Here is a 24,597-nt window from a genome sequence, read left to right as displayed (position 1 = left end):
AGGGGGAAGCGGTTTGACCCCCCCCCCCCTTTCCCCCCCCTTCTTTGGCGCCCCCCCCCCCCCCCCCCGACCACCAGACATCCTTCCTTCTTCTCCCCCCCCCCCCCCCCCAGCCCCGTCCGCGCTCGGCGGCGAGGGGCCCGTGCTCAGGGGCCGGTGGCGCCGAACCAGGTGCGCAGCGGTCATGGCGGATGTCGCCGCCGGCCATCAGCGCGGCGATCCGGCCGAGGTTGTCGGGGTGTGCCGGCAGTTCGCCGAAGAGCCGGAGCACCTGGCCGACCAGGCCGTTGGCCTTCTGCTCGCCCGAGCGGTCCCGCGCCGCCGCCGACGACGTCGTCGTCGGTCATATCCTCGGATGCGGTGGGATTCATGCCTGTGACGGGTCCGGCAGTCCGGCCGCCAGTTGCCGCAGCGCCTCGGTGAACAGCGGCTGGAACGGCACCACCGGGTCGGCGGTCAGGTAGTGCTCGTTGGCGACCTGCAGTGCTGAGAGCGCGGCCGAGGCGACCAGCTTCGGGTAGAGGTCCCGGTCGGCGTCGGTCCCGGTCCGGGCGGCCACCGCCGCCGCCAACTCGGTCCGGACGGCCGCGCCGCCGCGGATCAGTTCGGCCTGGAGCGCGGGCTCGCGTAGAAGAAGCCGTACGGCGGCGGTCCACCGCGGGTCGGGCCCCTCCGGCGCGCCGACGTACGGTGCGACGAGCGAGTGGGTCAGCGCCTCCCACAGCGGTTCCTCCGTCGGGCGGCCCCGCAGCGCCTCGGCGGCCCGCAGGACCCGGTCGCGGTGCCGGGAGACGATCGCCTCGGCCTTGCTGGAGAAGTAGTTGTTGTAGGTGCGCGGGGACACCCCGGCCGCCGCTGCGATGTCCTCCACCCGGACGTTCTCCAGCCCCCGCTCCACCGCCAGGCGCAGGGCCGCCGAGCTGAGTGCCTCCCTCGTCGCGGCTTTCTTCCGTTCCCGTAGTCCGGGCTGACCGTTCGTCATGGGCGCCACCGTTCCGCAGAAGGTGCGCGCTGCGCAATAGTGCGCGGCACGCAAGTTTTTCCCGGCCGTACGGCCTGTGGCGAGCCGCCCGCCACCTGCGGTTTGTCGCTGGTAGTAGTTGCGTGGTCGCGGAGCGATCCGCGTCGGGAGCCCGACCCCGCAGGCTTTCCGGCGGGACGACTCGACAGGACTGGAGGAGCGGTCATGGGTGGCAGACAGCGTCCGCCGAGAGCGCGGACCCCTCGTCAGGGCAGGCCCGCCGGGGCCGGTGCCCGGGTGGACTCCCGGGCGGCGTTCGCCCGCATCGAGGGGTTCCTGGCGTGGGAGGCGGAGGTCGCGGCGGCCGAGCGGGACGCCCGCGCGTTCGCCGCGCAGTTCCCCTGGCTGCCGGCGGCGGAGCGGGAGAGCCTCGAACAGGCTTACACCGCCGACCGGTTGCGCTACGCCGAGGAGGTCGTCGACCGCGCGGTCGAGCGCTGCCGCCGGTTGGCCGCCCGGTACCGCGTCGAGTGCCGCCGGATCTGCGCCCGCTGGGCGGCGCTCTGCCTCTCCGTCACCGTGGCGGCGGCGCTGTTCGCCGTGGTCCCGGCCGTGTTGCGGGGCTGAGCGGGCCCTCGGCCCACGGGCCGGGGCGGACGACGAGGGCCCGCTGTGCCGTTGCCGGCGCAGCGGGCCCTTTCCGGTGTCCGGGGGAGGGGTCAGTGGTGGCCGTGGCCGCTGCTGATCTCCTCGCGCTCCTCGACGGTGGGCTTGGCGATCTGGCTGTGCCTGCCGTAGAAGCCGCGGGAGAACTTGACCCGGGTGCGGGTCCACAGCCCGGCCTTGCGGGGCACCCCGTTCTCGTCCACCTCGGGCGGCAGCTCGGACGGCTGCGGCTGGTCGTGCGAGGTGAGGGTGTAGAGCCGGCCGGGCGGCAGCGGGGCGTGCACCTCGACGAATTCGCCGTGCTGGAGCCGGTTGATGACGCCGGTCTCCCGGCCGTGGAGCACCTTCTCCCTGTCCCGCCGTTGCAGGCCCAGGCACCACCGCTTGGTGATCACGAAGACGACCACCGGCACGGTGAAGAAGCCGATCCGCACGGCGTAGGTGATCGCGTTGATCGAGAGGTGGAAGTGGGTGGCCAGCAGGTCGTTGCCGCCGCCGGCCAGCAGGAGCAGGTAGAGGCCGATCCAGGCCGCGCCGAAGGCGGTGCGGACCGGGGCGTTGCGCGGCCGGTCGGCGATGTGGTGCTCGCCCCGGTCCCCGGTGATCCAGGCCTCCAGGAACGGGTAGCACCAGATGACCAGCAGCACGAGCGGGAAGACCATCAGCGGGATGAACACCCCGAGGTTGAGGGTGTGGCCGCCCCAGACGCTGATCTCCCAGCCGGGCATCACGCGGATCAGGCCCTCGGAGAAGCCCATGTACCAGTCCGGCTGGGCGTCGGTGGAGACCTGGTCCGGGCGGTACGGGCCGTAGGCCCAGATCGGGTTGACCGTGGCGATCGCCGACATCACCGCGACCACGCCGAAGACCAGGAAGAAGAAACCGCCCGCCTTGGCCATGTAGACCGGCATCAGCGGCATGCCCACGACGTTCTGGTTGGTCCGGCCGGGCCCGGCGAACTGGGTGTGCTTGTGGTAGAAGACCAGGATCAGGTGCGCCGCGAGCAGGCCCACCATGATCCCGGGGATCAGCAGCACGTGGACGGTGAACAGCCGGGGGATGATGTCGGTGCCCGGGAACTCGCCGCCGAACATGAAGAACTGCAGGTACGACCCGACGATCGGGACGGCCAGGATGGCGCCCTCCATGAAGCGGATGCCCGTCCCGGAGAGCAGGTCGTCCGGCAGCGAGTAGCCCATGAAGCCGTCGAACATGCCGAGGATCAGCAGCAGCGCGCCGAAGATCCAGTTGATCTCGCGCGGCTTGCGGAACGCGCCCGTGAAGAAGACGCGCATCATGTGGGTCAGCATCGAGGCGACGAAGACGATCGCCGCCCAGTGGTGGATCTGGCGCATCAGCAGGCCGCCGCGCACGTCGAAGCTGATCCTCAGGGTCGAGGAGTAGGCCTCGGACATCGGGATGCCCCGGAGCGGGACGTACGTCCCGTCGTAGACGACCTCGCCCATGCTCGGCGTGAAGAACATGGTCAGCCAGACGCCGGTGAGGATGATGATGACGAAGGTGTAGAGCGCGATCTCGCCCAGCATGAAGGACCAGTGGTCGGGAAAGATCTTGCGCAGATTGGACTTGGCCAGGGAGTAGATGCCGAGCCGGCCGTCGGTCCAGTCGGCCAGCGCCTCGGCCCCGTTGGCGGGGTTGGCGCGCGTGGTGGTCACCGGTCCCGGCTGCGACTGCTGGTCGGTTCTCACGACGGGCTCCCCGGCGTCCTCGGCCTGCCGGGCTGGAGACCCGCCGGCGCGAACCCCGGCCGGCGAAGTGTTGTGATCATGGGACCTCTCGATACGGGCCCGCCGGCCGGACCGGCGCGCGGACCAGGTGTTCCGCTGGACTCGTTGCTCAGGGTGATGGAGCGCTTACTCTGTCATGCTGTCGGCAGGGGGCCGACTGTGCACGTCCATCGGCCCGTCCGGCCGCGCGTGTCGGGCCGGACGGGGGGCCCTGACGCCCGATCGGCTGGCCGCCGCTCGGCCCAACGGGTGCCGATGCTGCGGTCGAGTGCCACTGAAGCGTTTCGGCGCGCGCCGCGCCCGGGGGTCGCACGGTCCGGGGCCTACGCTGCGCCAATGGTGGATCACCGTGAACTCTTCGAGGACGTCACCGAGGCCCTGGCCCGCGCCGGGTTCGACCTCGGACCGGGTCCCTCACCGCTGTGGATCGACCGTCACCCCGAGGGTGTGGTGGTCGGCTGGACTCCGGGCGCGGAGCCGGGCGGGCCGCCCTCCCGGGAGGCGCTGGCGGCGCTGAGCGGCGCGGCCGCGGTCGTGCTGCGCGAGTGCGGATATCTCGTCGCCGGGACGGAGGGGGGCGATCTGCTGGTGCGCTACGCCGAACCGGTGACGGTCCCGGAGTCGTCCGAGCCGGAGCCCGTGCCGGAGCAGTGGTGGGGGTGAGCGGCGGCGGGCCCGGTGTCGTACGCACCGGGCCCGGTGATGCGCGTACCGGGGCCGGTGCTTCGGGCGCCCGGCCCGTACGTGCGCTCAGCCGTCGAGGGTGAAGCCGATCACCGCGCCGCCGCCGTCCCGGTTGGCGGCGAAGGCCGTCCCGCCGTGCGAGCGGGCCACCTCGTCGACGATGGCCAGGCCCAGCCCGGAACCGGGCAGACTGCGGGCGGCGGTGGCCCGGTAGAAGCGGTCGAAGACCCGGTCGAGGTCGGCCGCGTCGATGCCCGGGCCGCGGTCGCGCACCTCCACCCGCGGGCCGCGCACCACCACCTCGATCGGGCCGGTCCCGGCCGGGTCGAACTTGGCGGCGTTGTCCAGCAGGTTGCCCACCGCACGGGCCAGGGCGTCCGGCCGGGCGGTGACGACGGTCCCGTCCGCGTCCACCAGGACCTCGCGGCCGCTGCGCCGCCGGGCCTGGGCGGCGGCCTCCCGGACCAGGTCGGCGAGCATCACCTCGGTCGGCTGCTCGTCCGCCCTGCTGTCCGCCGCGAGCGCCACCAGTTCCTCCACCAGCTGGGTCAACTCCCGTGCCTCCTCGGCCAGATCGGCCATCAGGGCGGAGCGTTCGGCGGGCGGCAGCCGGTCCAGGCTGGGCAGCACCGAGAGGTTGGTGCGCAGGCTGGTCAGGGGGGTGCGCAGCTCGTGTCCGGCGTCCTGGGCCAGTCGGCGCTGGTTCTCCCTGGCGGTGGCCAGCCGGACCAGCATCCGGTCGAAGGCCCGGCCGAGGCGGCCCACCTCGTCCGTTCCGGCGGCGGGCACCGGGACGTCCAACCTCCCGCTGGCGGCGACCAGTTCGGCCGCGTCGGTGAGCCGGACCAGCCGGCCGGTGATCCGCCGCGCCAGCAGCCGGCCGGCCCCGCCGGCGAGCACCGTGACGACCGCCACCAGGGCCACCGTGCGGGTCCGCAGGGTGGCCAGCAGCTCCTCGGCGGGCCCGACCTGCTGGATGATCTGGACCGCGCCGCGCCGGCCGCCGAGCGAGACCACACCGACCCGGTAGCCCTCGTCGTGCTGGTGACGCAGCCCGATCGAGGTGCGGCCCGGCTGGTCGGCGTGGGCGAGTTCCTGGTCGGACGGGCTCGGTGGCAGGTCGAGCCGGGCGGTGCCGGGAAGCACCGCGCCGTCGGGGTCGAGCGACTGGGTGGTGACCCGGATCGGGCGGACCAGGTCGGCGCTCAGGCCGCTCGGTCCGGCGAAGTCGCCGGGGAAGAGGGCCTCGCGCTGGACCTGCCGGCCGACGGAGTCGACGGCGGCGCCGAAGTCGGCGGTCTCGTCGTCCCGGATCAGCCGGGCGGCGGCGTGGTAGCCGAGTGCGCCGATCAGCACCGCGACCAGCGCGGCGATCGCGGCGAAGGCCAGTGCGAGGGTGGTGCGCAGGCCGGGGCGCGGCAGGCGCGGCAGGCGTGGTGGGCGTGGTGGGCCGGGGAGGCGGCGGGCCGGGCCGGTCACGGCTCGCGCAGCGTGTAGCCGACGCCGCGGACGGTGTGGATCAGCGGTGCCAGGCCGGGGCGGTCGAGCTTGCGGCGCAGGTAGCCGATGAACACCGCGAGGTTCTTCGAACCGGGGCCGAAGTCGTAGCCCCAGATCCGCTCGTAGAGGGTGGCCTGGTCGAGGACGGCGCCGGCGTGCCGGGCGAGCAGTTCCAGCAGGTCGAACTCGGTGCGGGAGAGTTCGAGCTCCTGGGCGGCGCGCCAGGCGCGTCGGGCGGGCGGCTCGATCCGCAGGTCGGCGACGGTCAGCACCTCGCCGGTGGGCGCGGGCGGGTGGCGGCGCAGCAGGGCGCGCAGGCGGGCGAACAGCTCGTCCACGTCGAAGGGTTTGACCAGGTAGTCGTCGGCGCCGGCGTCGAGGCCGGCGATCCGGTCCGGCACCTCGACCCGGGCGGTGAGCATCAGCACGGGGGTGCGGTCGCCGGCCGCGCGCAGCCGTCTGCAGACCTCCAGGCCGTCCGGCTCGGGCATCATCACGTCGAGCACCAGGACGTCCGGGCGCTGCTCGGCGAGGACGGCCAGGGTCTGGGTGCCGTCGGCGGCGACCCGCACCCGGTAGCCCTCCAGCATCAGGGCCCGGGCGAGCGAGTCGCGGATGGCCCGGTCGTCCTCGGCGATCAGCACGGTGTGCGTCATGGCGGAGATTCTCCCTGGCGTGTCCACGACGGTTCGCGGCGGGGTCGGGGTGTCCGGGCCCGCTCCTGGCCGGTCCGCGACGGCCGCCGCTTTTCCGTGGTGCTTCGCGGGCGTACGGTGGCCGTACGGTGGCGCGCCGCCGGGTGGGTCGCCGGGTCCGAGTCGGCACGCCCTGCCGGAGGCCGCGATGGCAGACCGGATGGCCCCTTTCACCACCCCGCGCGCGGAGCGGGCGCGGCGGGACGCTCGGGAGCGACTGGGGGACTGGCACGAGGTGTACCGGCCGGGGGCTCTGCTGCCGGTGGTGGGCGGACAGGCGGGGCGGTGCATGGACTGCGGGCTGCCGTTCTGCCACAGCGCCTGTCCGCTGGGGAACCTGGTGCCGGAGTGGAACCGGCTGGTGGCGGAGTCGGGGACGGGTGAGGAACCGGGGGCGGGTGAGGAAGCAGGGGCGGGGGCGGCGGGAGCCGACTGGCGGGCGGCCGCGGCGCGGCTGCTGGCGACCAACAACTTCCCGGAGTTCACCGGCCGGCTCTGCCCCGCGCCCTGCGAGAGCGCCTGCGTCCTGGCCATCGACGGTGCCGCGGTGACGATCAAGAACGTGGAGCTGGCGATCGCCGACCGGGCCTGGGAGGCGGGCTGGGACGCGCCCCGGCTGCCCGAGCGGGCCGGTGGGCGGCGAGTCGCGGTGATCGGCTCCGGCCCGGCCGGGCTGGCCGCCGCCCAGCAGCTCACCAGGGCCGGGCACGCCACCACGGTGTACGAACGGGCCGACCGCGCGGGCGGACTGCTGCGGTACGGCATCCCGTCGTTCCGGCTGGAGAAGCACCGGTTGGAGCGCCGGCTGGACCAGCTGCGGGCCGAGGGCACGGCCTTCCGCACCGGGGTGTGGGTCGGCCGGGACGTCCCGGGCGAGGAGCTGCGGGCCGAGTACGACGCGGTGGTGGTCGCGGTGGGCGCGACGGCCTGCCGGGACCTGCCGGTGCCCGGGCGGGACCTGCCCGGGGTGCACCAGGCCATCGAGTACCTGACCTGGGCGAACCGGGTGGACGAGGGCGACTGCCTGGTCTCGCCGCTGTCCGCCGAGGGGCGGCACGTGGTGATCGTCGGCGGTGGGGACACGGCGGCCGACTGCCTGGGGACGGCGCTGCGCCAGCGGGCCGCCTCGGTCACCCAACTGGACATCAACCCGCGGCCGCCGCAGGGCCGGGCCTCCGGGCAGCCCTGGCCGGTGCACCCCAAGGTGTACCGGGAGACCACCTCGCACGAGGAGTCCGGCGCCGCGGCGGCCGGGCCCCGGGTGTTCGCGGCGGCCACCGTGGCCTTCGAACCCGGCCCGGACGGTCGGCTGGCCGCCGTCCGCATCGCCGAGGCCGAGCCCGCCGACCGCAGCCCGCGGGCGGGCACCGAGCGCAGGCTCCCGGCCCAGCTGGTGCTGCTCGCGCTGGGCTTCACCGGGCCGGAGCCGGACGGGCGGCTGTTCGCCCAACTCGGCCTCGCCACCGGTCCGGAGTCCACCCTGGTCAGGGACGACGGCTTCGCGACGGAGGCGGAGGGCGTGTTCGTCGCGGGGGACGCCGGGCGCGGGCAGTCGCTGATCGTCTGGGCGATCGCCGAGGGGCGGGCGGTGGCGGCGGCGGTGGACCGGTACCTGCGGGGGTGGACGGAGTTGCCGGCGCCGATCCGGGCCTCGGCGCGGGCGCTCACGGCGTGAGGCGGGCGGCGGCCCCGGCGGGGTGGTCGTGCGCTGAGGTGGTCGTGCGCCGAGGTGGTTGTGCACCGGTGATCGGTCCGTCGGCGCGGGCAGGGGAGCGGCAGGCGGTGGAGGCCGAACTCCCCGGCGACCGGCTCGAGGTGAGCCGACCGCAGGGCGTGGCGGTCGGTCAGCGGGCGGGTGCGCGACCGTCGGAGGAGCGCGGACGGGTGAGTCGGGTACGTACGGCCTTTGCTACGATCCGGCGACGTGGGTGTCAGGAGTCGGGCGTACGGGGGTCGGAAGACGTGGGCGTGAGTGAGCGCGAGTGGGCGGTGACGTCGGTCGAGGTCCGTTACACCCCGACGGCCGCCGACTTCCGGGAGGCCTTCGCCGTGCTGGCCCGGCACACGGCGCCCGGGCGCCGGTCGCGGAACGCCAGGCGCACGGTGTCCGCCGGTGCGGCGGCGGGTGCCGGGCTGCTCGCCCTGGTCGGCGGGGCGGCGCTGCTGCCGGCCGCGCTGCTGCTGGTGTGCGCACTGTGGGTGCTGTTCGCACCGAGCCGGAGGCACGCGCGCCGGGTGGTGCGGAGGGTGGCGGACAAGGGTGAGTTCCGGGTCCTGCTGGACGAGTGCGGGGTGGTCGTGAGCCACGAGGCTTCGGACACCCTGCTCGGCTGGCCGGAGCAGCGGTACTTCCTGGAGACGCGCGAGCTGTTCCTGCTGCTGGCCGGTGCGGAGGAGCCCGGGGTGGTGACCGTGCTGCCCAAGCGCGGGGTCGAGGACGTCCGGGCGTTGGAGCAGCTGATCGGCCGGCATGCCGAGGCGCTCGTCCTGGACTGAGCTCGTCCTGGACCGAGTTCCTCCGGGACTGAGCTCGTCCTGGACCGAGCGGCTGTTCGCCGGGTGGCGCGTACGGGCTTGTCACGGGGTCGGCTCCGGCAGGGCGGGTTCGGTGCGGTGCGCTCGCCGGTCGTAGCGCCAGAGGGCCGGGAGCGCGGCGGACAGCGCGGCCGAGCTGCCGAGGCAGAGCAGCCCGCCGGTGCGCAGGGCCGCCCGGATTCCCTGCCGGGCGGCGAGCCCGCCGGCCCGCAGGTCGCCCAGGGCCGGCCCGGCGGAGCCGATCAGCATCTCCAACCCGGCCGCACGGCCCCGGAGTTCGTCCGGAATGGACTGGTTCCAGATGGCGCTGCGGAAGGTGTCGCCGATCCAGTGCGCGCCGCCCGCGACGGTCAGGCAGAGCAGGACGGCCCACAGGCTGGGGGTGAACGCCGCCGCGGCCGTTGCCGCTCCGACCAGGGCGGCGGAGAGCAGCACCAGCCGGCCGTGCCGGTGCACCCGCTCCGCCCACCCGCCGGTCGCGGCCGCGATCAGGGCGCCGACCGCGCCGGCCGAGTAGAGCAGCCCGAGCGCCCAGGTGGCGTCCAGCTCCGCGGCCAGGAACGGGAAGAGCGCGGTGGGCAGGGCGAACACGGTGGCGACGAGATCGGCCAGGTACGTGCCGATCAGGTCGGGCCGTCGGGCCGCGTACCGGGCGCCGTCGAGGAACTCGGCGAGCCGCGGCGCCTCGGCGTCCCGCGCCGAGGGGACCGGCCGGACCTGGGCCAGCAGGGCGATCGAGAGCAGGAAGGTGCCGAGGTCGACCAGGTAGGCCGCGGGGACGCCGGCGGTGGCGATCAGCAGGCCGGCCGCCGCCGGGGCGGCCACGCCGCCGATGCTCCAGCGCAGCGAGAGCAGGGCGCCGGCCGCCACCAGCTGGTCCTGGGGCACCAGCCGGGGGACCATCGCCTCGACCGAGGGCTGCTGGACGCCCTGGAGTGCCGCCGCCAGTCCGGCGGCGACGTAGAGCAGCCAGACGGCGGGAGTGCCGAGCAGCGCGTTGACCAGCAGCAGGGCGCTGAGCGCGGCCAGTGCGACCTCGGTGACCAGTGCGACGGTGCGGCGGTCGGCACGGTCGGCGAGGACGCCGCCGTAGAGGCCGAACAGGACGGTGGGCACGAGCTCGACCGCGCCGACCGCGCCCACGGCCAGGGGTGAGCCGGTGAGGTCGGCGATCTGGAGCGGGATCGCCGTCATGGTGAAGATCGAGCCGAGCAGGGTGACCGTGCCGGAGGTCCAGGTCAGCCGGAAGTCCTTGGAGGATCGCCAGGGTGCGGTGTTCGGCAGCACTCGGGACCAGAAGCGGTCCGTTCCTGGGGTCGGGTCCGTTCCTGGGATCGGGTTCGGTCCGGAGGGCGGGTTCGGTCCGGAGGTCATGGGGGGTGGGATCCCTTCGCGGCCGTCGGCGTCGCGACGGTCGTCCTTATCGCTGATAAATTCCAGCTCGGGAACTTATCGGCGATAAGGTGGCCTGGCAAGCGGATAACCCGGGAGGTCGATCGGATGGCGCTGCAGCGCGACGAGGTGGTGCGCACGGCGCTGCGCCTGCTGAACGAGGAGGGCATCGACGGGCTGACCACCCGCCGGCTCGCCCGCGAACTCGGCGTCCAGTCACCGGCGTTGTACTGGCACTTCAAGAGCAAGCGGGAACTGCTCGACCTGATGGCGGAGGCGATGCTCGCCGAGGCCCTCCCGCCCGACCGCGAACCCGACCCGGCGCACTGGCCCGAGTGGATCGCCGCCGACGCCCGCGCCAAGCGGAACGCCCTGCTCGCCTACCGCGACGGCGCCCGGGTGCACGCCGGCACCCTGCCCACCGAGGATGAACTCCCGGCGGTCGAAGCCCAGTTGGGTGCCCTGTGCGGAGCCGGGCTGCGCCCGCGCACGGCGCTGCGGCTGCTGCTGACCGTCGACCGGTACATCATGGGCTGGGTCACGGAGGAGCAGGCCTGGCGGCAGGACGCCGCGGACCGTGAGCGGCCGCCGTTCCCCGACGAGGCGTTGCGCGAACTCCCGTTGCTGCGTGAGGCGGTCGACGTGCTGCGGATGACCGACCATGACGCCGACTTCGAGTACGGGCTGCGGGTGCTGATCGAGGGGTTCCGGGCGGAGATCGCGCGGGAGGCGGGAGCCTGACGTCCGATGGGCTAGCGTGACGCCCATGACCACCGTTGATCCTCGCAGCACGGCCCTGGTCCTGATCGACCTGATGGACCGGATCGTCTCCAATCCGCTCGCGCCGCGCACCGGTTCGGAGGTGGTGGAGGCCTCGCTGGAGCTGGCCCGGCGGTTCCGGGCGGTCGGCGCGCCCGTGGTCGCGGTGCGGGTCGAGCGGCCGAACGTCACCGAGCAGCCGCCCGGGAGCGGGCTGGTCGCGGAGGTCGCGGCGGCGGCCGACGAGGTCGTGGTGAAGCGCACCATCGGGGCCTTCCAGGGCACCGGCCTGGACGGGCTGCTCCGGGCGAGGGGTGTGGAGACCCTGGTGTTCACCGGGATCGCCACCAACCTCGGCGTGGAGTCGAGCGCCCGCGCGGCCGGCGACCACGGGTACCGGCTGGTGTTCGTCGAGGACGCGATGGCCGCGCTCACGGCGGAGGAGCACCGGGCGTCGGTGGAGCTGGACTTTCCGCGCCTCGGCGAGGTCGTCGCGGCGGCGGACGTGCGGGTGGGGTGAGTCGGCGGACGTGCGGGTGGGGTGAGGTCGCGGTCGGGCGTTAGCGGAGGGCGCTGCTACGGCCGGGCGTGGTGGGAGTGGCGCTGCTACGGCCGGGCGTGGCGGCCGGGGCGCTGCTAGGGCTGGGCGTGGCGGGAGGAGCGCTGCTACGGCCGGGCGTGGCGGAGGGCTTCACGCAGCCGTCCGTCCGAGGCCTTGAGCAGGCGGGCGGCGGTGGGGGCGTCCACGTCCGCGAGCAGGGACAGGATCGCGTCCTTGGCCCGGCCGCCGGTCGCGGTCAGGGCGCGGTCGATCGCGGCCTCGTCGGCACCGGTCGCCTCGGCGACGATCCGTCGGGCGCGGTCGCGTAGCTTGTCGTTGGTGGCGCGGAGGTCGACCATCAGATTTCCGTACGTCCGGCCGAGTCGGACCATCACGGCCGTGGACAGCAGGTTGAGCACCAGCTTCTGCGCCGTGCCCGCCTTGAGCCGGGTCGATCCGGCCAACACCTCGGGGCCGACCTCCACTTCGACGCCCAACTCGGCCGCCGCCGCGAGCGCCGACCCCCGGTTGCACGCCAGCCCGACGGTCAGCGCCCCGGCCGCCCGCGCCGCCCGGACGGCGGCCAGCGGGTAGGGCGTACGGCCCGAGGCGGAGATGCCGACCAGGGTGTCGGCGGGGGTGAGGGCGAGCGCGGCCACGTCGGCCTCGGCGAGGTCCGTGCGGTCCTCGGCGCCCTCGGCGGCCGCCGTGACCGCCGAACTCCCGCCCGCGACCAGACCGACGACCAGTGCCGGATCGGTGCCGAAGGTCGGCGGACACTCGACGGCGTCCAACACGCCGAGCCGCCCGGCCGTCCCCGCGCCGGCATAGACCAGCCGACCGCCACGTGCCATCCCGGCGGCCACGGCGTCGACCACGGCGGCGATCCGCTCCAGCTGCCCGGCGACGGCGACGGGCACCGTGCGGTCCTCGGCGTTCATCAGGCGGAGCAGCTCGACCGTGGGCAGCTGGTCGATCGCGGCCCAGTCGGGGCGGATGGTCTCGGTCGCGGGTACGGCGTCACGGCTCATGCCGATGTTCTTCCCCAGCCTCCGGCCGGGCGTACCCCCGTGCTTCGCCCGCTCATGCGGCGTGCGGGGTCAGGCCATCCAGAAAAAGACCGCCGTCATCCGCCGCTCGGCCAGCTCGGTGCCGTAGTAGCCGGTGGCACTGTGGATCAGGTTGGCGTGGTAGAGGAGCAGTTGGTTGTAGCGGTTGGGGACGCGGACGTCCTCGGTGAAGTGGTCGGCCGGCACCCGGCGGGTGCCGAGCGCCTCGACCAGGTTGTTGTGCGGGGCGTCGACCAGGTTGCCGCCGAGGCGCCCGCCGGGGAACTGCTGGCGGTAGAAGCTGGTGCCGGCGTCCTTGGGGGCGCCGGGGCTGAGGTAGAGGACGGCGGCGTAGCGGCAGAGCGCGCGGGAGTCGGTGTGCGGGCGGGACTCGGACTCGCCGGCGCCGACGACCTGGACGCAGTTGTGGTTGAGCGTGCCGCCGCCCGGGGTGCTCTGCACCCAGAGTCGGGAGGCGCCGGTGGCCTTGCGGACCAGCGACTCGACCCGGGCCAGCTCCTCGGGCTCCAGGCCCGGCATGGTGCGCAGTCCGGGCCAGGTCTCGGGGCGGTGGGGGTAGCCCTCCGTCCAGTCCCCGCGGGCCAGGCAGCGCTCGCGGACGGCGTCCGGGTCGGGCAGCACGTTGTCCAGGACCCAGTAGTCCCGGCCCCGGGTGGGCTTGCGGTAGGGCAGGACCGGCAGGGCGGTGGGCCTGATGGGCTGTGAGGGCATGGGCCGACGATAGAGGCGGCGATCGTCAACCTTCTGCCGTGAGCAGGTCAACCTTTCGTCAAGGGTGCGCCGACCTGGGGCGGTTGGCGTGGTGGTGCGTCTGGTACCGTGGCGCCGCCATTGATTTGAACGTGTTCAATGTGGGGGATCTCGTGGGGGTTGTCGTGGAGGCTTCGAGCGTGCGTCGGCCGGTGCCGCGGGCGGCCCGGATTCTGTCGGTGCTGGCGATGCTGTGCGCCGCACCGGTGCTGGTCTGGGTGTTCACGGCCCGCGGGTCGATCGCCGACGGTCCGCTGGTGTTCGGTGCACTGGTGACGACCGCACCCCTTTTCATACGGGGCGCGAAGGACTTCCGGACGGTCTGCCTGGTGGCCGGCTGGGGGGCGCTCGTGTTCGGGGTCCTGGGCTTCCTCTTCGGACTGTTCGTGCTGATGCCGGCCGGTGTGGTCCTCGTCGCGGCGGGAAGCCGGTCACGTCCCGATGCCGGCCGTCTGTCGCTGATGGTCGGTGGCCTGGTGGCGGCGGTGACCCTCGGTTTCGCGGGCTGGGCGTTCGGAGAGTACGTGGTCGCTCCGCACTTCCGGGAGCCGGACGCCTTCCTCGCCACCGTCCACGAGGGAAGTCCGCTCCTCGGGATCGGTCCGCATCCGGTGGACCTGCGGGCCGACGGCTTCGGTCACGGTGCCACGTTCGTCAGTCTGGGAGAGGTCGGCGGAGTACCCGGCGGCACCCTCACCGTCGTCTTCGACATCCGCACTCCCGCCGCCGAACTCGACCTCCTCCGGCAGAGGATCGCCGACCTGCCGGGCGTCGGCGACGTCAGGCTCTGCAGCCCTTCGAGCGGCAACTGCCGCTGACCGGACCGGACCGGACCGGTGCGGCGGCGGAGGTCCCGGCCCGCCGGGGCGAGCTTCAGGCCTCCCGCACGGCGAAGGCCCCGAGGGCGCCCTCCAGTCGGTCGTAGGCCCGGACCGCGGAGGGGCGCACCGCGGCGGCGATCGCCGACTGCTCCTCGCCTGCCAGGGTGCGGCGGAACACCTCGGCGAACACCGCCCGGTCGACGGCGGCGAGCAGCGCGGCGGCGACCCGGCACTCGAAGCCGACGGGTCTCTCGTGCACCGCCTCGCCCAGTGCCTCGGCGAGTGCCGTCTCGCCCTGCTCGTGCAGCTCGCGCAGTCGGGCGGCCAGTGCCGGGCTGTCGAAGACGGTGCGGGCGAAGTCGGGGCCGGAGAAGCCGAGCCGGGCGTCGTGCCGGTCGAGGCCGGCGAGGCAGTCGCGGCGCAGTGCGGCGAGCGCGGACTCGCCCGGCGCGCGCCCGGCGACGGTTCCGGCGAGCCGGGCGACGAGTTCCTCGTGCAGGTCGAAGAAGAGGTCCTCCTTGCGCGGGAAGTGGTTGGTGACGGTCATCTTGGCGACGCCCGCGGCGGCCGCGACCTCGGCGATGGTCGTACGGTCGAAGCCCCGCTCGATGAAGAGTCTGGTCGCGGCGTGCGAGATCGCCTCGCGGGTGCGGCGCTTGTTGAGCTCGCGCAGGTTCGGCGTGGTCCCGGATTCGGTCATGGGGGGAGCGTAGCGCAGTTCGCTGGGTCGAGCACAGAAATTTGATTTGACCCAATCGATGGGTCCGTCCTAAGTTTTCCTCGGGGCGGCCGGAGGGGCTGCCCGAGTGGGCGTCCGCGTTTCGGGGGCGGCTCGCTCGAGGGCGACCAGGGGAGGGCGCATGAGCACATCCGTCACCGCGAAGGGCCGGCCGGGAGGAGTTCGGGGGGAGGCGCCGGAGCCGATTCCGCCGGGCCTGTGGAAGATGGGCGGGGTGCTCGCGCTGGGGCCGGTGCTCGCGCTGTTGGACAGCACGATCGTCAACGTCGGCATCGACTCCGTCGGCCGTGATCTGCACAGCTCGATCGCGGCGGTGCAGTGGGTGGCCACGGGGTACCTGCTGGCGATCTCGCTGACCATGCCGCTCTCGGGCTGGGCCGCCGGTCGCTTCGGTGGCCGGCGGGCGTGGCTCGCCTCGGTCGTCCTGTTCGTGCTCGGATCGGCGCTGTGCGGCCTGGCCTGGTCGACGGGCAGTCTGATCGCCTTCCGGGTGCTGCAGGGGATCGGCGGCGGGATGATTCAACCGCTCGGCCAGGCGATCATCATACAAGCCGCAGGGCCGTCCAGGGTCGGGCGGGTGATGGGCACGCTGATGCTGCCGATCAGCCTGGCTCCGGTCCTGGGGCCGATCCTCGGCGGGCTGGTGCTGGAGCACTCCGACTGGCGGTGGATGTTCCTGCTGAACGTGCCGGTCGGGCTGGTGATCCTGCTGCTCGCCGCCCGCTGGCTGCCGGCTGACGAGGCGTCGGACGCTCCGAAGCCACAGCTGGACGTGACCGGTCTGGTGCTGCTCTCGCCCGGTCTGACCGGGCTGGTCTACGGGCTCGCGACGATCGGTGACGGTGCGACGGCCGGCAGGGTCGCCCTGGTGGCGGGCGTGGTGCTGGTGGCGCTCTACGGCCGGCACGCGCTGCGGGTGGGTCGCGGCGGTGTCCGGACGCCGCTGATCGACCTGCGGCTGTTCGCCCGGCGCGGCTTCGCCGTGGCGACGGCCAACAGCTTCCTCCAGGGCGCCGCGCTCTACAGCTCGATGTTCCTGGTACCGCTCTACTACCAGCAGGTGAAGCACGCCACCGCGGTGGAGGCCGGCCTGCTGCTGGCGCCGCAGGCCCTCGGCACGGCGGTCACGGCGATGCTCGCCGCCCGGATCACCGACCGCTTCGCGCCGCGTCCACTGATCATGATCGGCATCGCCTGCTCCCTGGTCGGCACGGTCGCGTTCACCCAGCTTGGCAGCGGCTCCGAACCGGCCGACTGGCTGATAGCCGGCTCGCTGGCACTGCGCGGCGCGGGCATGGGGATCATCGCGATCCCGGGCCTGGCGGTGGTGTACGGGAGCGTCGAGAAGGATCAGGTGCCCGCGGCGGCGGGTGCGGTCAACGTGCTGAACCGGGTGGGCGGGGCGCTCGGCACCGCCGTGCTGACGCTGGCGCTCCAGCAGGCGCAGGGCGGGCACCCGGGCCACCCGGGTGCGGCCTTCGGCGAGACCTTCTGGTGGGTGCTGGCCCTGTCCGCGCTCGCCATCGCCCCGGCGCTGCTCTACCCGAACACCCGCCGGGCCGACTGACCGTCGGCCGCGTCCCGATCACCGGCCGGTTCCCGGCCACCGAGACCCTGGAGGCACCCGTGTTCACCCGTCACCCCGACGGCCTGCGCCTGCTGAGCGTGCACGCGCACCCCGACGACGAGTCCAGCAAGGGCGCGGCCACCCTGGCCCGGTACGCGGCCGAGGGGGTGGACGTCCTGGTCGCCACCTGCACCGGCGGCGAGCGCGGCTCGGTGCTCAACCCGGTCATGGACCGGCCGGAGGTCCGGGCCGACCTCGCCCGCGTCCGGCGCGAGGAGATGGCGGCCGCCCGGGAGATCCTCGGTGTGCGCCAGCGGTTCCTCGGGTTCGTCGACTCCGGGATGCCCGGGCCGGACGAACCGCTCCCGGAGGGCTGCTTCGCGGCCGAGCCGGTGGAGCTCGCGGCGGCGCCGCTGGTCGCACTGATCCGGGAGTTCCGCCCACAGGTGGTGATCACCTACGACGAGACCGGCGGCTACCCGCACCCGGACCACGTGATGACCCACCGGGTCACCGTGGCGGCCGTCGAGGCCGCCGCCGGCCCGGAGCTCCACCCCGAGCTGGGCGAGCCCTGGCAGGTGTCCAAGCTCTACTACCACCTGGCGCTCTCCCGGGCCTGGTTCCAGGCCCTGCACGAGGGCATGACGGAACGGGGCGTGCCCTCGGAGATGGGGGAGCTGCTCGCCGGCTGGCCCGACACCCCGGCGGCCCTGGCCACCACCACCCGGATCGCGTGCGCCGAGCAGTTCGCCGTACGGGACGCGGCGCTGCTGGCGCACGCCACCCAGGTCCAGCCGGGCGTGGCCTTCATGGCCCACCCGCGGGACATCGAGCGCGAGGTCTGGCCGACCGAGGACTACCACCTGGCCCGGAGCCTGGTGCCGGAGGCCGGCGCGGCGCGCGGGGCGGCCCGGGCGGGCGGGATCGAGACCGACCTGTTCGCCGGGCTCAGGGTGGGGGCGGAAGCAGGAGCGGGATGAGCCTCATGGCGGGCGTGGCGAGGCGGGCCGTCGCGGCGTTGCTCGGTGGCGCGACGGTTGCCGCCCGTTCAGCACTGACCGTCGGCGATCACGTAGTAGCCCGGGCCGGTCTGCTTCAGGGTGTGGGTGACGAAGGTGTTCCAGAGCCCCATGCTCTGGCCCGAGCCGAGCGCGTAGGTCAGTCCACCGCTCTGGGTGGCGCGGCCGGCCAGGACCTGGTCGTAGTTGCTGGCGGTGAAGCACTGGGGCGTGCCGCCGCCCGGGGTGGTCGCCGTCACCGCCGCCGACCGGGCACCCGCCGCGCCGGACGCGTCGACCGCCGCCACGGTGTAGCTGTACGTGGTGCCGGCCGTGAGCCCGGTGTCGGTGAAGGCCGTACCGCTCGCGTTGCCGACCTGGGTGCCGTTGCGGAAGACCTGGTACGAGGCCGCGCCGCTGACGGCCTGCCAGCCGAGGGCGACCGACCCGGCGCCCGCGGTCGCGGTCAGGCCGGTCGGGGCCGGCAGCCCCGGGTCGGTGGGGCCGGAGCCGCCGTCCAGCCCCCAGAACCGCGCGGTGTGGTAGGAGGAGCAGATCGTGTCGAGGAAGTAGGCGCCGGTCGCCCCGCACTGGTCGGCCCCGGCCCCCGGGTGGACGGCCAGGCCGTGGCCCATCCCGCCGATCGTGAACAGGGCCACGGCGGGCATTCCGCTCGCGTCGGCGTAGAGCTCCTGGGTGGTGCCGCCGGGGAGGCTCCGGGTGCTGCTCGGCTGACGGCCGATGCCCTGGACGTTCGTCCACTGGTCCCGCAGCTCGGTCGCGTTCACCGGCCTGACCACGGTGTCGGCGGTGCCCTGCCAGATCGCCACCCGGGGCCACGGCCCGGTGTAACCCGGGTACGCGGACCGGGCCTTGTCGCCCCACTGGGCCGGGGTGAGCCCCTGGTCGGAGTTCTGGCAGCCGGAGGCGGCGGCCTGGCTGGTGGCGCAGTGGGCGGGCAGTCCGGAATCGATCGCGCCGCCGGCGAACACGTCGGGGTAGTCGGCCAACAGGTCGGCGGCCATCCCGCCGCCGGCCGAGAGCCCGGTGACGAACACCCGGTGGGCGTCCGAGCCGTACAGGGACTCGGCCTTGGTGACCATCTCGACCACCGACCTGGCCTCGCCGGCGCCCCGGGCGGCTTTGCTCGCGTCGAACCAACTGAAGCAGGAGAGGCTGTTGTTGGCGCTGCCGGTCTGCGGGAACACCACCGCGAAGCCGTACTGGTCGGCGAACTTGGTCCAGCCGGAGTTGCGGTAGTAGTCGGTGGCGCTCTGGACGCAGCCGTGCAGCGCGACCACCAGGGGCGCGCCGCTGGGCAGTCCGGCGGGCGTGTAGGTGTACATCGCGAGGTTTCCCGGGTTGGTGCCGAACCCGGTGACCTGCTGGAAGCTGCCGCTCGCGGCGGCGGGCGCGGGAGACGCGGCGGAGGCCGTCACGGGGGCCACGGCGGGGGAGGCCTCGGCCACGCCGGGGGCGGCGGTGCCGAGGGCGAGGGTGGCGGCGGTGAGCAGTGCCGCGGCGGTGGGGCGCAGTGGCATGGGGGCTCCTGGGTGGGGGAGGAGTGGGGGTCGGTCCCGTGCAGAGTGGCGTGCCCGGTGCCCAGGTGCCATGTGACGGTCATCCGGGGTCCGCCGCGCGGGCATGGGGCGGACCGCCATGGTCGCGCCGTCGTGCCGTCCCACCGTCCCACCGGCCCACCGGCCCACCGGCCCGCCGTCGCGCCGCCCTGCCGTCCCGCCGTCGTGCCGTCTCGCCGTCCCGCTGTCCACCGGTCCGGCGCGAGCCCTGGCAGCCGCCCGGGGTCCGTACCGGCCCCACGGCGGACGGCACTTGAAGCGAACGGTCGAAGCGGGCAGGTTGATCCCATGACCACCGATCAGACCGCCCACGAAGGCCCGCGGCCCGCGAACGGCCCGGAGCAGCGCACCCGGACGCACACCTGGACGCCCGGCCTGGCGATCACCGAGTACGCCCACCTGACCGGAGAGGAGATCCTGCTGGAGTGGATCGCCGGACGGATCCCGGAGCCTTCGATCTGCAGCACCATGGACTTCCACCTGACCGAGGTGAAGCCAGGGACGGCGGTGTTCCAGGGCGAGCCCGGAGACCACCTCTACAACCCGATGAACACCGTGCACGGCGGCTACCTCGCCACCCTGCTCGACTCGGCGCTCGGTTGCGCGGTGATGAGCAGGCTGCCGGCCGGGGTGGGCTACACCACCACCCAGCTCAACGTCCACATGCTGCGCCCGCTGTTCGCCGACTCGGGGCCGCTGCGCTGCGAGGGCGTGGTGCTGCACCTGGGCCGGACGATGGCCACGGCCGAGGCCAGGGTGGTGGGCGCGGAGAACGGCAAGCTCTACGCCCACGCCACCACCACCTGCGCGATCCTGACTCCCCGTCCGACCGCCTGACCGGGCCTCGTTCTCTCCGGGTCAGGCCTCGTCCCCACCGGAGCGGCCTCGTCCCCGGAGCGGCCTCGTCCCCGGAGCGGCCTCGTCCCCGGAGCGGGTGGGCCCCGGTCGCCTCGTCCCCGGGGCCCACCCGGCGGGACTCCGCAGGCGTGCCGAGCCAGGGGTCCCGTGGTGGTTCAGAGGGCCGCGAGCACCCCGCAGAGGGCGATGAAGCCGCAGATCCCGAAGTTGACCAGCTTGTGTGAGAGGAAGATCGCGGCGAACTCGCGGATGGTCGCGCTCGGCCAGTAGTACCGGGCGGTGGGTGAGCCGAAGACATGGCCGTTGACGCCGGTCTGACGGGCGAGCAGGGCGGCCCGGAAGGCGTGGAAGTTGTTGGTGACGACGACGCAGTGGTAGCCGGGCTTGGCCTGCTCCATGATGGCCTTGCTGAACAGCAGGTTCTCCTCGGTGGTGCGCGAGCGGTCCTCCCGCTCGATGTGCTCCTCGGGGAAGCCGCGCTCGACCAGGTAGTCGGCCATCGCGTGGGACTCCGGGAGCTTCTCGTCCGGCCCCTGGCCGCCCGAGGTGATCAGCACCGGCGGGTTGCCGCGGGCTGCCTGCTTCTCGTACACCTCACGGCCCCGGTTCAGCCGGCTGGCCAGCAGCGGTGGGACGCGCTCGCCGCCGATCAGCCCGGAGCCGAGCACGACCACGAAGTCCACGTCCCGGCGCGGTCGGTGGCGGCTGTACAGGAAGGCGTAGCCGACGAAGCAGGTGAACAGGAAGGAGACGTAGCCGACCACCAGGACGGCGGTGCCGGCCAGGGCGGCCAGCTGCCGGGAGTGGAAGACGAGGGCCGCGACCAGCAGTCCGATGACCGCGAGGATGCCCAGCCCGGCGAGCAGTGACAGCAGGTTGGCCGGCCGCCTGCCCTCCTTGCGGATCATGGTCAGGCCGTTGGCGAGCAGGAACCAGACCAGGGCCGCCGCGCCGAGGGCGGGGAGGAGGACGATGACCGCCGCCGCGAGCGTGATCACCATGCTGGGGGCCTTGCGGAGTTCGGCGAGCAGGGCGAGGGAGAGCAGGGAGACGGCGATGCCGAGCAGAACGGCATTGCTGAAGCGGCGGCGGTCGCGTAGTACCCCGATTCCGAACAACAGGAAGAACAGGGCGGCTGGGGCATAGGCGATCATGCGTCGTATGGTAGGGCTTACTCGGTCTGGACCATTCGCACGAACGGCCCAACCGTCCGGGGCGGCGCACGGCGGCTCGGCCGGAGCTCGCGGCGGCTCAGCCGAGGCGCGTGGCCGCTCAGGCGAAGCGCTCGATCGCCGCCAGGACCGCCTCCCCCATCCGCGGGCTTCCGGTGTGCCCGGCTTCGTCGATGACCGTCAGTCGGGCGTCCGGCCAGGCCTTGGCCAGCTGCCAGGCGGTGTCGAGCGGGCCGCCGAGGTCCAGCCTGCCGTGGATCAGCTCGCCGGGGATTCCGGCCAGCCGCCCGGCGTCGCGCAGCAGCCGGCCGTCCTCGAGGAAGGCCTGGTGCGAGAAGTAGTGCGCGGTGATCCGGGTGAAGGCCATCAGCGCGTCGGAGGGGCGGTCGGTGTACGCGTTCGGTTTGCCCAGCGTCTCGTGCGAGATGACCGCGTCCTCCCAGGTGGCCCAGGCGTTGGCGGCGGCCCGCCGGACCGACTCGTCGGTGCTGTCGAGCAGCCGGCTGTAGGCCGCGAGCAGTTCGGTGGTGTCCCCGTCGCGGTCGGCGGGCGGAAGGAAGTCCCGGAACGCCTCCCAGGGGCCGGGCAGGAAGCGGCCCACGCCCCGGTAGAGCCAGTCGGTCTCCTCGGGGCGGGTCATGGTGACCCCGCAGATCACGATCGCGGAGACCCGTTCCGGGTGGGCCTGGGCGTACGCGAGGATCAGCGTGGAGCCCCACGAGCCGCCGTACAGCAGCCACTTGTCGATGCCGAGGTGCTCGCGCAGCCGCTCCATGTCGGCGATCAGGTGCGCGGTGGTGTTGTGCTCCAGGCTGGTCGAGGGGTCGGCGGCGGACGGGAGGCTGAGCCCGCAGCCGCGCTGGTCGAACTGGACCAGGCGGTAGCGCTCCGGGTCGAAGTACCGCCGGGAGCCCGGGCTGTGGCCGGAGCCGGGCCCGCCGTGCACCACCACGGCCGGCCTGCCCGCCGGGTTCCCGGAGGTGTTCCAGTGGATCCGCTGCCCGTCGCCGACGTCCAACAGGCCTTGCGCGTACGGCTCGTAGAGGGGGTAGGGCTCGGCCACGGGTGACTCCTCCGTCGTCGTACGGGTGGGTCCGGCGAGCCTACCCCGGCGTCGGGTCAGCGCCGTTCCGGCGGCAGCAGGGCCGCGAGGCCGTCGAGGATCCGCTGGACGCCGAACTCGAAGCGGGCGTCCATGTTCGGGACGGTGAGGTCGTCGGCGAGGTCGACCAGGTTGGGGAAGGTCTCGGCGGGCAGGCCGCGGAACAGGTCTCCGGCGGCGTCGGCGATGTCCCGGCGGCTGCTGCCGAGGACCTCGGAGGCCGAGATCGGGGACTGCTCCTGGAGCACGAAGCCCTGGACGAAGGCGCCCAGCAGGTAGTTGGCCATGGCGGCGTCGGCGTCGGAGAAGCCGGCCGCGCGGAGCCGCTCCAGCTGGTCCTCCATCAGCCCGAGCAGGTTGGGCCCGGGGGCGAGCCGACCGGCGACGACCTTGGCCGCGTCCCGGGTGTCGAGCAGCAGTCGGCGGTAGCGCCGGCAGTACTCGTGGAACTGTTCGCGCCAGCCGCCCTCGCGCGGTGGGGGCTCGGCGCAGCCCATCACCGCGTCGGTGAGCAGGTCGAGCAGCTCCTGCTTGTTGCGGACGTGCCAGTACAGCGAGGCGGCCTTGACGCCGACCTCGGCGGCGACCTTGCGCATGGACAGTCCGGTCAGGCCGTCCCGTTCCAGCACCCGCAGTGCGGCCTGGGCGAGGGCCTCCCTGGTCACGGCGGGTGTCGTGCCGTCGGTTCCGGGTGTGTCGGTGTGGTTCTGCGGCATGGCTGTGCGGACGCCTCCGGCTGTGTGGTGGATTCCCGCGGTGGATTCTCGTTTGCAATCTAACACCGTTAGGTGCACTCTGTGGCTGCCACGTCGACCCCTAACACTGTTAGGGATTCATGACCGGGAGGGAATCCATGGACGAGTCGAGCGCCCGCCGCCGACGGCTCGCGCTGCTCACGCTCTGCGTCACCATGTTCATGTCCATGCTGGACAACGTCATCGTCAACAACGCCCTGCCCCGCATCGGCCGGGACCTGGACGCCGGAATCAGCGGCCTGCAGTGGGTCGCGGAGGGCTACAGCCTGGTCTACGCGGCCTTCGTGCTGACCGGCGGCGCGCTCGGCGACCGGTACGGCCGCACCCGCGTGTTCCGGCTCGGCCTCGCCCTCTTCACGCTCGGTTCGGCCGGGGCCGCGCTCGCCGGGACGATCGGCGTGCTGGTCGGCGCCCGGATGCTCCAGGGCGTCGGCGCCGCGCTGCTCACCCCCGGCAGCCTCGCCCTGCTGCGGCACGTCTTCACCGACGAGCAGGAGCGGGCCAAGGCCATCGCCACCTGGTCCGGGGTCTCCGCGCTCGGCCTCTCGGTCGGCCCGGTGGTCGGCGGCCCGATGGTCGAACACCTCGGCTGGGCCAGCGTGTTCTGGATCAACGTGCCGATCGGCGTCGCCGGACTGCTGCTGGCCGTCCGAGTGCTCCCGGACATCCCGCCGCGCGCCCGCCGGATCGACCTCGGCGGTCTCGCCCTGTCCGCCGCCGGACTGGGCCTGCTGGTCTACGCGCTGATCGAGGGCCCGAACCGGGGCTGGACCGATCCCCGGGTGCTCGGCTGCGGCGTGGCCGCCGTCGCGCTGCTGCTCGCCTTCCTGCTGCTCGAACTGCGCCTCGCCGAACCGATGCTGGAACTGCGGCTGTTCCGTGACGGGATGCTGGGCGGCGCGCTGCTCAGCGGGTTCATGGTCAGCTTCGGGATGTTCGGCGCGCTGTTCTTCCTGCCGCTGATGATGCAGGGCACCCTCGGCTGGTCCCCGGCCGCCGCGGGCTACGCCGGGCTGCCGATGACCGCGATGCTGGTGGTCGCCGCGCCGCTCTCCGGCCGGCTGACCGCCCGCCACGGGCCGCGGCCGCCGCTGGTGCTCGGCCTCGTCCTCTGCGCGGCCGGCCTCGGCGGACTGTCGCTGTACGGCGACCACGCCCGCTACCCCGAGTACCTGTGGACGCTGTTCGCGATGGGCCTCGGGATGGGGCTCCCCTTCACCCCGGTGTCGATCGGGGTGATGCAGCGGGTCGCCCCGGCGCAGACCGGGATGGCCTCGGCGACCATCAACACCCTGCGCGAACTCGGCGGCGTGCTGGGGATCGCGGTGCTGGGCGCCGTCCTGACCAACCGGCTGACCGACTCCCTGACGGCCGCGCTGCACCGGCTCGGCGTCCCACCGGAGGCCGTCGGCCCGGTCGCGAACGCCCCCACCGGTGCGGTGCACGGCGGTGGCGGCGCGGCGGCGGCCCTGCCGGGGCCGCTCCAGGAGGCGGTGGACGGCGCCTTCGTCGACGGCATCCACCTCGCCGCGCGCTGCGGGGCGCTCGCGCTCCTGGCCACAGCCGTCCTGGTCGCCGTCCTGCTCGGCCGGGCCCGTCCGATCGCGCCGTCGGAAGCCGTCCGTCCGCGACCGGCGGAGCCGGCCGGGGCCCGCTCCGCCTGACCTGCCGCCACGCCTTGCCGCCGCGACCTGCCACCGCGCC

The 24,597-nt window shown here is 73.8% G+C and carries 23 protein-coding genes; 11 read left to right on the top strand and 12 right to left on the bottom strand.

All coding sequences use genetic code 11. From position 1 onward, the window contains the following. Positions 1-367: 367 nt before the first annotated feature. Complete coding sequence (locus ACZ5OX_RS23520; protein ID WP_465632673.1) at positions 368-982, bottom strand: acyl-CoA-like ligand-binding transcription factor; 615 nt, start codon at positions 980-982, stop codon at positions 368-370. Between the two features lie 204 nt (positions 983-1,186). On the opposite strand from ACZ5OX_RS23520, the gene ACZ5OX_RS23515 reads away from it, so the two are divergent. Next, a complete protein-coding gene (locus ACZ5OX_RS23515) occupies positions 1,187-1,588 on the top strand; it encodes a hypothetical protein (RefSeq protein WP_465632671.1) in 402 nt (133 codons plus the stop codon). Between the two features lie 92 nt (positions 1,589-1,680). Here the strand turns inward: ACZ5OX_RS23515 and qcrB are convergent, their stop codons facing one another. After that, a complete protein-coding gene (gene qcrB, locus ACZ5OX_RS23510) occupies positions 1,681-3,303 on the bottom strand; it encodes a cytochrome bc1 complex cytochrome b subunit (protein WP_465632738.1) in 1,623 nt (540 codons plus the stop codon). Between the two features lie 408 nt (positions 3,304-3,711). Between qcrB and ACZ5OX_RS23505 the strand changes: the two genes are divergently transcribed. Beyond that, complete coding sequence (locus tag ACZ5OX_RS23505; RefSeq protein WP_465632669.1) at positions 3,712-4,038, top strand: hypothetical protein; 327 nt, start codon at positions 3,712-3,714, stop codon at positions 4,036-4,038. Positions 4,039-4,125: 87 nt separating this feature from the next. On the opposite strand, the gene ACZ5OX_RS23500 is transcribed toward ACZ5OX_RS23505, so the two are convergent. Next, positions 4,126-5,538, bottom strand: coding sequence for a HAMP domain-containing sensor histidine kinase (locus ACZ5OX_RS23500; RefSeq protein WP_465632668.1), 1,413 nt, complete (start codon positions 5,536-5,538; stop codon positions 4,126-4,128). Then, complete coding sequence (locus tag ACZ5OX_RS23495; RefSeq protein ID WP_392883525.1) at positions 5,535-6,215, bottom strand: response regulator transcription factor; 681 nt, start codon at positions 6,213-6,215, stop codon at positions 5,535-5,537. The genes ACZ5OX_RS23500 and ACZ5OX_RS23495 overlap by 4 nt, the downstream gene beginning before the upstream one ends. A 187-nt stretch (positions 6,216-6,402) precedes the next feature. Between ACZ5OX_RS23495 and ACZ5OX_RS23490 the strand changes: the two genes are divergently transcribed. Then, positions 6,403-7,929, top strand: coding sequence for a glutamate synthase subunit beta (locus ACZ5OX_RS23490; protein ID WP_465632665.1), 1,527 nt, complete (start codon positions 6,403-6,405; stop codon positions 7,927-7,929). 293 nt (positions 7,930-8,222) lie between these two features. Next, positions 8,223-8,750: a hypothetical protein gene (locus tag ACZ5OX_RS23485; protein WP_465632663.1), complete on the top strand. Its 528-nt coding sequence runs from the start codon at positions 8,223-8,225 to the stop codon at positions 8,748-8,750. Between the two features lie 81 nt (positions 8,751-8,831). On the opposite strand, the gene ACZ5OX_RS23480 is transcribed toward ACZ5OX_RS23485, so the two are convergent. Further along, complete coding sequence (locus ACZ5OX_RS23480; RefSeq protein ID WP_465632662.1) at positions 8,832-10,163, bottom strand: MFS transporter; 1,332 nt, start codon at positions 10,161-10,163, stop codon at positions 8,832-8,834. 126 nt (positions 10,164-10,289) lie between these two features. On the opposite strand from ACZ5OX_RS23480, the gene ACZ5OX_RS23475 reads away from it, so the two are divergent. Together ACZ5OX_RS23475 and ACZ5OX_RS23470 are read left to right on the top strand one after the other, a co-directional pair. Beyond that, positions 10,290-10,922: a TetR/AcrR family transcriptional regulator C-terminal domain-containing protein gene (locus tag ACZ5OX_RS23475; protein ID WP_392918446.1), complete on the top strand. Its 633-nt coding sequence runs from the start codon at positions 10,290-10,292 to the stop codon at positions 10,920-10,922. Between the two features lie 25 nt (positions 10,923-10,947). Beyond that, a complete protein-coding gene (locus tag ACZ5OX_RS23470) occupies positions 10,948-11,460 on the top strand; it encodes an isochorismatase family protein (RefSeq protein ID WP_465632659.1) in 513 nt (170 codons plus the stop codon). Between the two features lie 146 nt (positions 11,461-11,606). On the opposite strand, the gene murQ is transcribed toward ACZ5OX_RS23470, so the two are convergent. Both murQ and ACZ5OX_RS23460 read right to left on the bottom strand, forming a co-directional pair. Beyond that, positions 11,607-12,512, bottom strand: a complete 906-nt coding sequence (gene murQ, locus ACZ5OX_RS23465; RefSeq protein WP_465632657.1) for an N-acetylmuramic acid 6-phosphate etherase — start codon at positions 12,510-12,512, stop codon at positions 11,607-11,609. A 69-nt stretch (positions 12,513-12,581) separates the two neighbouring features. Next, positions 12,582-13,262, bottom strand: coding sequence for a DUF6445 family protein (locus ACZ5OX_RS23460; RefSeq protein ID WP_392883513.1), 681 nt, complete (start codon positions 13,260-13,262; stop codon positions 12,582-12,584). A 38-nt stretch (positions 13,263-13,300) separates the two neighbouring features. Here ACZ5OX_RS23460 and ACZ5OX_RS23455 point away from each other — a divergent pair, with 38 nt between their 5' ends. Continuing rightward, positions 13,301-14,119 (top strand): hypothetical protein, encoded by an 819-nt coding sequence (locus ACZ5OX_RS23455; protein WP_465632655.1) that lies wholly within the window; start codon positions 13,301-13,303, stop codon positions 14,117-14,119. 55 nt (positions 14,120-14,174) lie between these two features. Here the strand turns inward: ACZ5OX_RS23455 and ACZ5OX_RS23450 are convergent, their stop codons facing one another. Beyond that, positions 14,175-14,822, bottom strand: coding sequence for a TetR/AcrR family transcriptional regulator (locus ACZ5OX_RS23450; protein WP_465632653.1), 648 nt, complete (start codon positions 14,820-14,822; stop codon positions 14,175-14,177). Positions 14,823-14,982: 160 nt separating this feature from the next. On the opposite strand from ACZ5OX_RS23450, the gene ACZ5OX_RS23445 reads away from it, so the two are divergent. Next, positions 14,983-16,428, top strand: a complete 1,446-nt coding sequence (locus tag ACZ5OX_RS23445; protein WP_465632651.1) for an MDR family MFS transporter — start codon at positions 14,983-14,985, stop codon at positions 16,426-16,428. Between the two features lie 59 nt (positions 16,429-16,487). Continuing rightward, complete coding sequence (gene mca / locus ACZ5OX_RS23440; protein ID WP_465632650.1) at positions 16,488-17,408, top strand: mycothiol conjugate amidase Mca; 921 nt, start codon at positions 16,488-16,490, stop codon at positions 17,406-17,408. Positions 17,409-17,476: 68 nt separating this feature from the next. On the opposite strand, the gene ACZ5OX_RS23435 is transcribed toward mca, so the two are convergent. Next, a complete protein-coding gene (locus ACZ5OX_RS23435) occupies positions 17,477-18,967 on the bottom strand; it encodes an extracellular catalytic domain type 1 short-chain-length polyhydroxyalkanoate depolymerase (protein WP_465632648.1) in 1,491 nt (496 codons plus the stop codon). 327 nt (positions 18,968-19,294) lie between these two features. Here ACZ5OX_RS23435 and ACZ5OX_RS23430 point away from each other — a divergent pair, with 327 nt between their 5' ends. Continuing rightward, positions 19,295-19,843, top strand: a complete 549-nt coding sequence (locus ACZ5OX_RS23430) for a PaaI family thioesterase (RefSeq protein ID WP_465632646.1) — start codon at positions 19,295-19,297, stop codon at positions 19,841-19,843. Between the two features lie 176 nt (positions 19,844-20,019). Here the strand turns inward: ACZ5OX_RS23430 and ACZ5OX_RS23425 are convergent, their stop codons facing one another. From ACZ5OX_RS23425 to ACZ5OX_RS23415, 3 genes are all read right to left on the bottom strand, one after another. After that, positions 20,020-21,018 carry a YdcF family protein gene (locus ACZ5OX_RS23425; protein WP_465632645.1) on the bottom strand — a complete coding sequence of 333 codons (999 nt, stop codon included), beginning with the start codon at positions 21,016-21,018 and terminating at the stop codon, positions 20,020-20,022. 118 nt (positions 21,019-21,136) lie between these two features. Next, positions 21,137-22,099, bottom strand: coding sequence for a prolyl aminopeptidase (gene pip, locus ACZ5OX_RS23420; RefSeq protein WP_465632643.1), 963 nt, complete (start codon positions 22,097-22,099; stop codon positions 21,137-21,139). Positions 22,100-22,155: 56 nt separating this feature from the next. Beyond that, complete coding sequence (locus tag ACZ5OX_RS23415) at positions 22,156-22,854, bottom strand: TetR/AcrR family transcriptional regulator (protein WP_449790159.1); 699 nt, start codon at positions 22,852-22,854, stop codon at positions 22,156-22,158. Positions 22,855-22,991: 137 nt separating this feature from the next. Between ACZ5OX_RS23415 and ACZ5OX_RS23410 the strand changes: the two genes are divergently transcribed. Then, the gene (locus tag ACZ5OX_RS23410; protein ID WP_465632641.1) at positions 22,992-24,557 is read left to right on the top strand and encodes an MFS transporter; all 1,566 of its coding nucleotides are present in this window, start codon (positions 22,992-22,994) and stop codon (positions 24,555-24,557) included. The last annotated feature ends 40 nt before the right edge of the window (positions 24,558-24,597 follow it).

The organism is Kitasatospora sp. NPDC032121, from assembly GCF_055580145.1.
The sequence above is the reverse complement of the archived record's forward strand: the minus strand, read 5'-3'. Positions and strand labels throughout refer to the sequence as shown.